This window comes from Streptomyces sp. NPDC101191, assembly GCF_044767915.1.
In the GTDB taxonomy this organism is placed as follows: Bacteria; Actinomycetota; Actinomycetes; order Streptomycetales; family Streptomycetaceae; genus Streptomyces.
Genome location: NZ_JBIWOU010000014.1, coordinates 44,116 through 56,158, shown reverse-complemented (window position 1 = coordinate 56,158; position 12,043 = coordinate 44,116). Strand labels below are relative to the sequence as shown.

Below are 12,043 nucleotides of genomic sequence, written 5' to 3'. Positions count from 1 at the left end.
TCGGGCTTGAGGATGTGACGGGGCACGTCTGGTGGGGATGCGGGGGTGGCGGGTGGACAGGGTCCTTTACGGCCGCGAGGCGGTGCTCCATCGCACGGGGCTCGCCGCGCGCCTCATCGGGCTCGACGGCGGGTCGCTCGCCCGCGTCCCGTACGAGCACGGCGAGGACCCGCCCGTGGTCGTCTTCACCGGCGGGCGCGGCATGGGCAAGACGGCCCTGCTCAAGCAGCTGCGCAACAGCTACAAGGGGACCACTCCGCTCGCCTACCTGGACTGCGCGCACATCGAGGCGCCCGCCGACCACGGGCCCGGCTGGACCGAGCGGACCGGGGCGCTCGCCGAGCTCGCCGTCCAGCTGTCACCGCGGGTCACCGGGGCCAAGCCCGTGCAGTTCCCGCGCCTCTCCCTGGGGCTCGTCGCCGTCGCCTCGCTCGGCTGGACGCAGGAGGACGAGGAGCGGGCCCAGCGCGACCTGCAGCGGCTCGGGCCGGTGCTGTCCACCGTCGACGCCACCAAGGGCGCGGCGACCAACTGGGTCACCAAGGTCCTCACCAAGCTGGCCGCCACCTTCGCCGAGACCGCCGCCCCGCTCGCCGGTCTGCTCGCCGAGGCGACCGTCGAGACGGTCCTGGAGGAGGTCTTCGGCCGGGTCCAGCAGAAGTCCGAGAGCTGGTACGGGAGTTACCGCAACGCCGGCGGGCGCGGCAAGGCCGGACTGCAGCAGCTCGCCATCGACTTCGCGCAGGGCGGCCGGCGCCGCCAGGAGGCCGAGGACTTCCTCGTCGGCGCACTCGTCGAGGACCTGGGCCAGGCCTACCGGGGCCTGACCCGGGTCGGCACCCGGCGCGGCCGGCCCGTCCTGCTGCTCGACAACGCGCACGGCGAACTGGGCCGCCGGCTGGTCGAACCGCTCCTGCGGGCCCGCCACGACGGCCGCCGCGACAAGCTCGTCGTCCTCGCCGCCTCCCGGGTCCACGAGCACGAGGGCATGCGGCACGCCCACCGGCTGCGGCTGCCCGAGACCGCCCACCGGGCGCCCGCTCCGCGCGGCGGCGACGTCACCTCCGGCATCCTCGCCGTCGAACTCACACCGCTCTCCCCCGCCCAGACCCAGTCCGCCTTCGACCGGCTCGACCCCTCCGGGCTCACCCCGGCCGACCTGGCCCGCGGCGTACACCGGCTCACCGGCGGCCGGCCGCTCGGCGTGATGCTGCTCGCGCAGGCCGCCGCCGAGGCCCCGCGCGCCGAACGGCCCGGCCTCACCCCCGGCGCCCTGCTCGACCTGACCGTGGAGCTGCGCGAGGACGCCCGGCCCGTGCCCGTCGCACCCGCGCTGCTCGGCGCGCTCCTGCCGCAGCCGCGCCTGGAGCCGTTCACCGTGCTCGCCGCCGCCCACGACGAGGACTCGGCCCGGCTGCTCGCCCGCACCCGGCTGCACACCGAGTCCCGGGACGGCGACATGGCGCTACGGGTCCGGGACCAACTGCGCGCCGAGGACTGGCCGGAGGGCCCCGAGCACTTCGTCGCCGACCCGCTGCTGCGCGCCCTGCTGCTGCACCGGCTGCGCTTCGGGGACGCCGACCACCCCCGCCACGCGGCCTGGCGCGCCGTCCACGAGACGCTGCACCGGCACTACCGGCGCGAGCCGGACCTCCCGTACCGGCTCCACCACGAACTCGCCCTGGGACGGGCCGAGGACGCCGTGGCCCATCTGCGCGCCACGTTCGCCGACCCGGACGTGACGGGCTGGCTGGGCCGGCTCCGGTTCATCGCCTCCGCCCCCTACCCGCGCGATCCGCACGCCGCCGGGCCCGACCCGCGCCGGGCCGCCGCACTCGGCCGCGACCTGCCCGACCCGCTGCCCGACGGGCTCGACGCCGAGGCGACCGCGCTCCACCTCTCCGTACGGCGCCTGCTGCACGCCGTATGGCTGCTGACCGATCCGCTCGCCCTGCCCGACGGCGAGGTGACCGAGAAGCTGGCGCACGAGCTGCGCCAGCTGTCCGGCCGCCATCTGACGGGCAACAGCCCCCTGTGGGACGCGGCCACCCACTGGCCGAGGGACATCCACGCCTGGCGCCGGCTCTCGCTGCCGCCGGGCCGCGAGGACGGAGTCTGAGCCGATGCCCAACCGGCTGCGCAACCGCTACCTCTACACCCCACGGCAGAAGCTCTTCGCCGCCCTGCTGGCCCTGGTCGTCGTCGGGCTGCCGCTCGGCTGGGCCGTGCAGCGGGCGACCACCCCGGAGGACCGTTCCTGCGCGCCGGGCGTCGCCCGCCCGCAGGGCTCCGAGGAATGCGTCGGCGTCAACGGCCGCGACGGCTACGCCTTCGGCGTGCCCGAACTCGGCGAGGTCGCCGCGCTCATCGGCGCCGAGAACGCCACCCTCAAGGACGGCGAGTACGCCACCGTCGCCGTCCTGCTGCCGCTGACCTCCCCCGACCCCGGCATGCGCGTCAAGGTCCTGCACGAGGTGCAGGGCGCCTACGCCCGCCAGTACCGGGCCAACCACGAGTCCAACAGCGAGACCCCGAAGATCCGGCTCGTGCTCGCCAACACGGGCCGCAACAACGCCCACTGGCAGACCACCGTCGAGCAGCTGAAGACCATGACCGCCGCCCCCGACCGGCTGCGCGCGGTCACCGGCGTCGCCACCTCCTCCGCCGAGATACGCCAGGCGGTGGCCGCGCTCACCGGCGCGGGCATCGCCGTGGTCGGCACCACCATCACCGCCGACGACATCGCCAACGGCCCCGGCCCGGGCCACAACCGCTTCCCCGGCCTCGCCCGCGTCTCCCCCACCAACGGCGACGAGGCCAAGGCCCTCGCCCACTTCGGCAGGGTGAACGCCGCCAAGGCGCTGCTCGTCCAGGACACCCGCACCGGCGACCACTACACCGACACCCTCAAGTCGGCCTTCTCCGCGTCCCTCAAGGGCGCCCCCTACGAACCGCAGCTGTTCACCTCGCCCGCCGACCCCACCGACGAGGGCACCACCGCCAACACCTTCCGGCAGATCACCCACCTCATCTGCGACACCCGCGCCGAGACGGTCTTCTTCGCCGGCCGCCACACCCAGCTGCGCCAGTTCATCAACGCACTGGGTGCCCGCGGCTGCGCCGAGCGCGCCTTCACCGTCCTCACCGGCGACGAGGGCTCCTACCTGGGCGCCGACACCCTGCTCGACCGCCGGGCCCTCAGGTCCCGGCTGACCGTCCGCTACGCCTCCCTCGCCCACCCCGACGCCTGGCTCCCGGCGCCCGGCCGGCCCGTCCCGGCGACGGGTGGTTCGACGGTCGCCTACAAGACCTTCGTGACGGACGTCGCCCGCGCCTCGAAGAAGCCGGTCGCCCTCGCCGACGGGCAGGCGATCGTCGCGTACGACGCGATGGCGACGGCCGTCCACGCCATCCGCCAGGCCACCCCGGACGGCGCCGCCTCCCCGGAGCTCGCCGACGTCCCCACCCAGTGGCCGCAGGTCAAGGGCTCGCTGCGGGTCCAGGGCGCGAGCGGCTGGATCTGCCTGGACAACTTCGGCAACCCGTACAACAAGGCCGTCCCCGTCGTGGAACTCGCACAGGACGGCTCCCAGCGCTTCGTCGCCATCGCCTGGCCGGAGGGAGAGCCGCCGGCGGCCTCGTGCCTGCCGCCCCGCAGGGGCTGAGCCGCGGGGGTCTTGTCGATCAGGCGGGTGAGGAAGCGGACCGCATGCCGGCCGTGATCGGCACGACCCCTACGGCTCCCACCGGGGCCAGGGCGCGTCGTCCCGCTCGTAGAGCTCCCGCAGCTCGCGCCACCGGTCGGCGGACCAGTCGCGCCAGTCCGTGGGGTGCCCGTCCAGGGCCCGTACGAGCCGTTCCAGGTGCTCGTGCCACCCCGCCAGCATGTCCAGCCTGGCCTCCCGGGTGCCGCTGAACTCCGCCGTGAAACGCAGCACGGTCGACCCGCCGTGGTCCGGGCCCGGTTCCAGGTGGAAGCGGATCCGGCCGTGCGGCGGGTCGACCGTGTACTCGGCGACGTATTCGGGGTCCCAGGCGGTGACCCGGCCGGAGACGACCGTGTCGCTGTTGAGCCAGCGCAGGGTGACCTGCCCGCCCAGGCGCGGCTCCAGCGGGTCCGCGGCGCAGAGCCAGGCGGGCAGCCCCTCGGGGGTGGCGACGGCGGCCCACACCGCGATCGGCGGGTGCGGGAGCTCGACCGTGTACCGCAGCAGATGCGCGTCGCCGTCGTGGGTCTCGCTCCTGCCCCGGGGTATCTCGCTCATACCTCCAGCGTGGCCCCGGGGCTCTCCCGTCGCGAGCTCAGCCGGTCAGACGCCCGCGTAGGAGTGCTTGCTGCTGACGAAGATGTTGACGCCGTAGTAGTTGAAGAGGAAGCAGCCGAAGGCGATGAGCGCGATGTACGCGGCCTTGCGGCCCTTCCAGCCGGCGGTGGCCCGGGCGTGCAGGTACGCCGCGTAGCCCACCCAGGTGATGAAGGCCCAGACCTCCTTGGCGTCCCAGCCCCAGTAGCGGCCCCACGCGTCGCCGGCCCAGATCGCGCCCGCGATGATCGTGAAGGTCCACAGCGGGAACGTCGCAGCGTTGACGCGGTAGGCGAACTTGTCCAGCGTCGACGCGGCCGGCAGCCGCTCCAGCACGGAACGGGTGAAGGCGCCGGGCGTTCCGCCGTTCGCGAGCTTGTTCTCGTACGAGTCGCGCAGCAGGTACGCCGCCGTGGCGACGGCCCCCAGGAAGAGCACCGCACCGCAGATGATCGCGGTCGAGACGTGGATCCACATCCAGTACGAGTGCAGCGCGGGGACCAGCTGGTCGCTCTCGGTGTAGAGCACCGTCGTGGCCAGGCCGAGGTCGAGGAGGACCACGGTGACCAGGGGCAGGCCGATCCAGCGGACGTTCTTCCGGGCGAGGAGGAAGGCGAGGAAGGCGCCGACCGCCACCGTGGAGAAGGTGGTGGAGAACTCGTACATGTTGCCCCAGGGGGCCCGCTGCACGGCCAGCGCGCGGACGACCACGCTCGCCGCCTGGATCGCGAAGGCGAGGACGGTCAGCGAGACCGCCATCCGGCCGTACAGGTCGCCCTTGACCGTGCCACCGGCAGCGCCGGGGCCGTCGGGCACGTCCCGGGAGCCGGCCGCGGAACGCACGACGACCTTCGGGCGGTCGAGGACCGCCGTGCCGCCCGCCGAGGCCTGGACCGTGACCGACGGAGCCCGGTCGGCCGCCTCGGGGCCGGTCAGCGCGGCCGCCGTCCGGGCGACCTTGCTGCGGCTGCCGAGCACCCACTCGGCGATGTAGAGCAGGAAGGCCAGGGTGTAGACGGCCATCGAGGAGTAGATGAGCGTGTTGCTCATCTGCGCCATGCTCTCGTTGGTGGTGGCGGCGAGATTCACTTCTCAGCCCCTTCGACAGGTTCTTCTGCGGGTTCCGGCGCGGTCGGCGCCTCGGTGGTGAGCGTGACCGCGAGCTCGGCCAGCTCCTCGGGCAGCCTGGCGGACTCGCTCCGGCCCAGGCCCGCCATCTCGACGACGGTGACGCCGTCCTCGCCCCGTACGGCCCGGACCCAGACCCGGCGCCGCTGGATGAACAGCGAGCCGCTGAGTCCGGCGATCGCGGCCACCGCCCCGGCGAGGGCGAGACCGTTGCCGGGCTGCTGGGTGATCGAGAAGCTGGCCCACTCCTTGATCTCCTTCTCGAAGGTGATCGAGCCGGCCCCGTCGGGCAGCGTCATGGTCTCGCCGGGCAGCAGCCGGTTGGCGCTGCCCGTGCCTCCCTCGACCTTGAACTGCTTCATCTTGGAGGTGTCCAGCTGGTACACGTTCTGCGGCAGACCGGAGTCGACGCGCAGATCGCCGTGGTAGCCGGTGACGGCCATCACGGGGAAGCCGAGCGCCGGGAACTGCGAGAACATCTGCCCCTTGCCGGCTCCGGCGAAGGTCGGCACGAAGAAGGCGTTGAAGCCCAGCTGCTCCTTCTTGCCGTTCTTGTCGCGGTAGCCGTCCATCACCTTGATCGCGCCCGTGGAGGTGAGGTTGTTGTCGAAGGGCAGCAGCGGGACGGCGCCGCGGTAGACGACCTTGCCCCGGCCGTCCTTGACGGTGACGACGGGCGCGTACCCGTGGGCGATCAGGAAGACCTTCGCGTCGCCGACCTTCAGCGGCTCGTTGACCCGGATGACGGTCTTCTTCTCCGCCCCGTCGCCCTCGGTGTAGCGGACGGCCGCCTCGAAGGTGCGGGGGGTGCCGCGCTGCGGGCCGTTCTTCTCGTAGGTGCCGGTGAAGCTGTCGAGGCTGAAGCCGAACGGCTCCAGCTCGTCGACGCCGAACTGCGAGCCGGACTTGAAGTCGTCGTACTGCGTGAGCGTGTTGGAGAAGCCGTCGCCCTCCACGATCAGCTTGCCGCCCTCGGACTTGAACATCACGCCCCAGGCGAAGGCCACCAGCATCACGATCAGCGCGACGTGGAAGACCAGGTTGCCGGTCTCGCGCAGATAGCCCTTCTCGGCGGCGACGGCGTCACCGGCGGTGTGGGCGCGGTAGCGGCGGCCCTTGAGCATCGCGAGCGCGGCCGCCCGGACCTGCTCGGGCTCGGCCTCGGTGCGCCACGTCGTGTACGCGGGCAGCCGGTTGAGCCGCTTCGGGGCGCCCGGCGGACGGCTGCGGAGCTGGCCGACGAACTGCCAGGTGCGCGGCACGATGCAGCCGATGAGGGAGACGAACAGCAGGATGTAGATCGCGGAGAACCACACCGAGCTGTAGACGTCGAAGAGCTGGAGCTTCTCGTAGATCGGCGCGAGCGTCTCGTGGGCCTCCTTGAAGGTGCGCACCTTCAGCTCGTCCGCGCTGGTCTGCGGGATGAGGGAGCCCGGGATCGAGCCGAGCGAGAGCATGAAGAGGAGGATCAGCGCGACCCGCATGGACGTCAGCTGACGCCAGAACCAGCGGACCCAGCCGAAGGGGCCGAGGGTCGGGCCGCCGATGGTGAGGTCCTCGACGGGGGCGGTGGACAGCTGGGAGCCGGCCTCGCCGTGGCCCGGGTCGCGCTGCTCTGTCGTATCGGTCTTGCTCATCTCGGAACTCTCAGATCCCCACCGTGAAACCGCTGGACCAGCCCTGCATCGTGGAGACCATGGTGTCCCATGCGCCTGTGAGCAGCAGGACCCCGGTCACGATCATCATGCCGCCGCCGATCCGCATCACCCACGCGTAGTGCTTCTTCACCCAGCTGAACGCGCCGAGCGCCTTGCGGAAGGCGACGGCGGTGAGGATGAACGGGACACCGAGCCCGAAACAGTACGCGACGGTCAGTATCGCCCCGCGCCCGGCACTGGCCTCGTTCGCGGCGAGCGCGTTCACGGCCGCGAGGGTCGGGCCGATGCAGGGGGTCCAGCCGATGCCGAAGAGCGCGCCGAGCAGCGGCGCGCCGACGAGACCGGTGACGGGCTTCTTGTGGAAGCGGAACTCGCGCTGGGTGAACCAGGGCATGAGGCCCAGGAAGAACACGCCCATGAGGATCATGAGCACGCCGAGGACGGTGGTGAGGGTCTCGCGGTGCTCCTGGAGGGTCCAGCCGAAGAAGCCGAACAGCGCACCGGTGGAGACGAAGACGGCGGAGAAGCCGAGGACGAAGAGGGCGGCGCCCGCGGTCATCCGGCCGCGCCGGGCCTCACCGAGGTCGGTGCCGGTGACGCCGGTCACGTAGCTCAGGTAGCCGGGAACCAGGGGCAGGACGCACGGCGAGAAGAAGGAGACGAGCCCTCCGAGCGCGGCGATGGGCAGCGCGAGGAGGAGCGCTCCGCTGAAGACCGTCTCGTTCACGTCACTTCTCCGCGACCAGCGGGTCGATCACGGACTTGAGCTTCGTCTCGTCGAGCGCCATGAGCGAGCGGGCCGCGATCTTCCCGTCCTTGTCGAGGACGATGGTGGAGGGGATGGCCTGCGGGATGAGGGATCCCTTGGGGAAGCCGTTGAGGATGATCTTGCCGACGGGGTCGTAGAGGCTCGGGTAGTCGATCCCGAACTCCGACTCGAAGGAGAGCGGCTTGTCCTTGCCGTCGTTGTCGCGGGTGTTGATCCCGACGAACTCGACGCCCTTGGCCTTGTACTCCTTGGAGACCTTCGCGAAGTGCGGCGCCTCGGCGCGGCACGGGGCGCACCAGGAGCCCCAGACGTTGAGGACGACGACCTTGCCCTTGAGATCGGCGACGTCGAGCCGCTCGCCCTCGAGGGTCTCTCCGGCGATCTTCTTCGGCGCCTGGCGCTCGCCCTTGGCGACGGTGGAGACACCACCCGTGTTGGTCACGAAGTTGGTGTCGCCGCCGCCGCCCGACCTGCCCTTGGAGTCGGAGCTGCAGGCGGTCAGCGCGAGCGCGGCGGCGAGGACGCCGGCCGTCAGCAGGGTGCGACGGGGGACGCGGCTAAGACTCATGTGAAAAGTTTCGCATGGGCGATTCGCCGATCTTGGGCACCCCCACTACGTGCCCGTAACGCCCGTTGTCAAGATCGCCTAAGCCGGCCGGAGGAACGCGTTCCAGCCGCCCGCCGGGGTCTGGCCGACCTCCAGGCTACGGAGCTTGGCGAGGATCTTCGGGTCCTGGACGTCCAGCCAGTCGCAGAACTGCTTGAAGGAGACGAGCCGGACGTCCTTCTTCCCGGCCATCCCCTTGAGCGCCTCCTCGACGGCGTCCATGTAGATGCCGCCGTTCCACTGCTCGAAGTGGTTGCCGATGTAGAAGGGCGCGCGGTTGGACTCGTAGGCGCGGTCGAAGCCCGCGAGGTAGGCCTCGGCGGCCTGCCTGCGCCAGCCGGGATAGCGCGAGGGCATGCCCTTCGTCGAGTTCTTCGACTGGTTGGCGAGCATGTTGTAGTCCATGGACAGGACCTCGAAGGAGTGCCCGGGGAACGGCACGGCCTGCAGCGGCAGGTCCCACACCCCGCCCCGCTTGACCGGCCACGTCTGGCGGCCGCCGGGCGAGCTGGCGTCGTAGCGCCAGCCGAGCCGCTTGGCGGTGGGGAGCAGGTTGTCCTGGCCGAGCAGACAGGGGGTGCGGCCGCCGACGAGTTCCTTGGTGTAGTCGAAGGGCAGCGGGTCGAGGTCGGTCCAGCCGCTGTGGGTCTTCCACTTCGTGACGAAGCCGATGGCCTGGTCGATCTCGTTCTGCCAGTCGGCGGGGGTCCAGTTGGCGACGGAGCCGGAGCCGCCGCAGAAGTGCCCGTTGAAGTGGGTGCCGATCTCGTGGCCCTCGAGCCAGGCCTGGCGCACGTACTTCAGCGTCTGCTTGACGTGGTCGTCGGTCAGGTAGCCGATGTCGGAGGCGCCGACGCGGTTGTTCGGCGGGCGGTAGAGGTCCTTCTTCGACTCGGGCAGGAGATAGATCCCGGAGAGGAAGAAGGTCATGGCCGCGTCGTGGTTCTTGGCGAGCTCCAGGAAGCGCGGGAAGAGGCCGTTGCCGACCTCGCCGGCGCCGTCCCAGGAGAAGATCACGAACTGCGGCGGGGTCTGACCGGGTTCGAGCGGCACGGGGGTGTCGGGCTGGTGGGGCTGCTTTCCGGTGTCGGAGGTGGAACCGTCACCGATGAGACGGCCGTCGTCACGGGTGGGCGTGGCGGTGGCGTCCGGACCGCCGGCGTCGCCGCCCTTGCCCGGACCGGAACGCCCCTTCTCCGGTTCGTCGGTGCTGCAGCCGGCGACACTCGCCACTCCCAGCGCCGCCGCCGCACCGACGCCCGCCCCGAGAAGCCTCCTCCTGCTGATCCGACTGATCTCGCGCATGACATCCCCATTCGCGCTTGACGTATGACCTCAACGTCATCCAAACCGACAATGAGTGAGATGGCGGGAGGAACACGGAGGTTCCGGGAAATAGCACAAAAATTTCAGGGCGACCGGACGGCATACATGCCCGGTCGCCCTGATGATGGAGCGAGAAGTACCGCTACGGCTACGCCCCGAACGCCTTCGCCTTCCCCGGGACCGGCTTGGCCCCGGCCCGCAGGTGCGCCGGCACCAGGTCGAGGGCCGGCTCGCTGTACCCGACCGACACGATCTTGTCGCCCTGGTACGTGAACGAGGTCAGCGAGGCCAGCGTGCACTGCCGGCGCCGCGGGTCGTGCCACAGCCGGCGCTTCTCCACGAAGCTGCGCACGATCCAGATCGGCAGCTGGTGGCTCACGCAGACCGCCTCGTGGCCGCGGGCCGCGTCCTTCGCCGCGTCCAGCGCGCCCATCATGCGCACGACCTGCTCGACGTACGGCTCACCCCAGGACGGCTTGAAGGGGTTGGTCAGGTGCTTCCAGTTGCCCGGCTTGCGCAGCGCGCCGTCACCGACCCCGAAGGTCTTGCCCTCGAAGACGTTCGCCGCCTCGATGAGCCGCTCGTCCGTGGCCAGGTCCAGGCCGTGGGTCTTGGCGACCGGGGCCGCCGTCTCCTGCGCGCGCTCCAGCGGCGAGGCGACGACATGGGTGATGTCCCGCCCCGCGAGGTGCTCGGCGACCCGGTCGGCCATCTGCCGCCCCAGCTCGGACAGGTGGTAGCCGGTCCGGCGTCCGTACAGCACGCCGTCCGGATTGTGCACCTCGCCGTGCCGCATCAGGTGGACGACGGTGATGTCTCCGTTGGGCTCGCTCATGACGTGGCCTCCGCGGCGGCGCGGGCGGCGGCCGGCAGGGCGGCGGCGATGCGCTCGACCGCCCGCTCGTCGTGGGCCGCGGACACGAACCAGGACTCGAAGGCCGACGGCGGCAGGTAGACGCCGTCCGCGAGCATCGAGTGGAAGAAGGCGTTGAAGCGGAAGGCCTCCTGCTTCTTCGCGTCGTCGTAGTTCCGCACCTCGTCGGAGGTGAAGAAGACGGAGAACATGTTGGAGGCGGTCTGCAGCCGGTGCGCGACCCCCTCCTTGGTGAGCGCGTCCGAGACGAGCCCCTGGATCTCCTTCGAGACGGCGTCGACCTTCTCGTAGGCGGCGGCGTCCAGCAGCCGGAGCTGCGCGAGCCCGGCCGCGGTGGCGACCGGGTTACCGGAGAGCGTGCCGGCCTGGTAGACGGGCCCGGCCGGGGCGAGGTGCCCCATGACGTCGGCGCGGCCGCCGAACGCCGCCGCCGGGAAGCCGCCGCCCATGACCTTGCCGAAGGTCATCAGGTCGGGCTTCACGCCGTCGACGCCGTACCAGCCGGCCCGCGAGGTGCGGAAGCCGGTCATGACCTCGTCGGAGATGTAGAGCGCCCCGTTCTTCGCGCAGGCGTCCTTGAGCCCCTGGTTGAACCCGGGCAGCGGCGGGACGACGCCCATGTTGCCCGGCGAGGCCTCGGTGATCACACAGGCGATCTCGCCCGGGTACCGGTGGAAGGCCTCGTGCACGGCCTCCAGGTCGTTGTACGGCAGCACGATCGTGTCCCCGGCCTGCGCGCCGGTCACGCCGGGCGTGTCGGGCAGCCCGAAGGTGGCCACGCCGGAGCCGGCCGCGGCGAGCAGCGCGTCCACGTGGCCGTGGTAGCAGCCGGCGAACTTGACGACCTTGGCGCGGCCGGTGAAGCCACGGGCGAGCCGGATGGCGGACATGGTCGCCTCGGTCCCGCTGGAGACCAGCCGCACCTGCTCCACCGGCTCGATCCGGGAGACGATCTCCTCGGCGAGGGCGACCTCGCCCTCGCCCGGCGTACCGAACGACGTCCCGCGGGCCACGGCCTCGTGCACGGCCGCGGTCACCTCCGGGTGCGCGTGGCCGAGAATCATCGGTCCCCACGAGCAGACGAGGTCGACGTACTCGCGACCGTCCGCATCGGTGAGGTACGGACCGGTGCCGGACACCATGAACCGGGGCGTACCGCCCACGGCCCGGAAGGCTCGCACCGGAGAGTTCACGCCGCCGGGCGTCACAAGGGAGGCGCGGTCGAAAAGCGTCTGTGAGACTGGGGCTTCGTATGAATACGGCACTGTGATCCTGACCTGCGAGAACGACGTCGTGTACGAAGGGGCGGAGGAGGAACGGACGGGGGGACGGTGAGGGCTCCCTGTGAATTACGCCAAGGCGTCCGTCCTCCGCGTC

10 protein-coding genes are annotated in these 12,043 nt (G+C 71.4%); 2 read left to right on the top strand and 8 right to left on the bottom strand.

Translation table 11 applies throughout. From position 1 onward, the window contains the following. Positions 1–52: 52 nt before the first annotated feature. On the top strand, positions 53–2,119 hold the full coding sequence (locus tag ACIRQF_RS35890) for a hypothetical protein (RefSeq protein WP_404098906.1): 2,067 nt from the start codon (positions 53–55) through the stop codon (positions 2,117–2,119). A gap of 4 nt (positions 2,120–2,123) precedes the next feature. After that, on the top strand, positions 2,124–3,665 hold the full coding sequence (locus tag ACIRQF_RS35885) for an ABC transporter substrate-binding protein (RefSeq protein WP_404098904.1): 1,542 nt from the start codon (positions 2,124–2,126) through the stop codon (positions 3,663–3,665). A 69-nt stretch (positions 3,666–3,734) separates the two neighbouring features. On the opposite strand, the gene ACIRQF_RS35880 is transcribed toward ACIRQF_RS35885, so the two are convergent. From ACIRQF_RS35880 to hemL, 8 genes are all read right to left on the bottom strand, one after another. Continuing rightward, on the bottom strand, positions 3,735–4,265 hold the full coding sequence (locus tag ACIRQF_RS35880; RefSeq protein WP_404098902.1) for an SRPBCC domain-containing protein: 531 nt from the start codon (positions 4,263–4,265) through the stop codon (positions 3,735–3,737). A gap of 45 nt (positions 4,266–4,310) precedes the next feature. Continuing rightward, on the bottom strand, positions 4,311–5,393 hold the full coding sequence (gene ccsB, locus ACIRQF_RS35875) for a c-type cytochrome biogenesis protein CcsB (RefSeq protein WP_389756088.1): 1,083 nt from the start codon (positions 5,391–5,393) through the stop codon (positions 4,311–4,313). After that, complete coding sequence (locus tag ACIRQF_RS35870; protein ID WP_382482127.1) at positions 5,390–7,069, bottom strand: cytochrome c biogenesis protein ResB; 1,680 nt, start codon at positions 7,067–7,069, stop codon at positions 5,390–5,392. The genes ccsB and ACIRQF_RS35870 overlap by 4 nt, the downstream gene beginning before the upstream one ends. Before the next feature lie 10 nt (positions 7,070–7,079). Next, positions 7,080–7,817, bottom strand: coding sequence for a cytochrome c biogenesis CcdA family protein (locus ACIRQF_RS35865; protein WP_404098897.1), 738 nt, complete (start codon positions 7,815–7,817; stop codon positions 7,080–7,082). A 1-nt stretch (position 7,818) separates the two neighbouring features. Then, positions 7,819–8,427 carry a TlpA family protein disulfide reductase gene (locus ACIRQF_RS35860; RefSeq protein ID WP_389756084.1) on the bottom strand — a complete coding sequence of 203 codons (609 nt, stop codon included), beginning with the start codon at positions 8,425–8,427 and terminating at the stop codon, positions 7,819–7,821. Between the two features lie 78 nt (positions 8,428–8,505). After that, positions 8,506–9,762 (bottom strand): hypothetical protein, encoded by a 1,257-nt coding sequence (locus ACIRQF_RS35855; RefSeq protein WP_382482247.1) that lies wholly within the window; start codon positions 9,760–9,762, stop codon positions 8,506–8,508. A gap of 178 nt (positions 9,763–9,940) precedes the next feature. Then, positions 9,941–10,627 carry a histidine phosphatase family protein gene (locus ACIRQF_RS35850; protein WP_376636946.1) on the bottom strand — a complete coding sequence of 229 codons (687 nt, stop codon included), beginning with the start codon at positions 10,625–10,627 and terminating at the stop codon, positions 9,941–9,943. Beyond that, complete coding sequence (gene hemL, locus ACIRQF_RS35845) at positions 10,624–11,931, bottom strand: glutamate-1-semialdehyde 2,1-aminomutase (RefSeq protein ID WP_404098894.1); 1,308 nt, start codon at positions 11,929–11,931, stop codon at positions 10,624–10,626. Before hemL ends, ACIRQF_RS35850 begins: the two co-directional genes overlap by 4 nt. Positions 11,932–12,043: the final 112 nt, after the last annotated feature.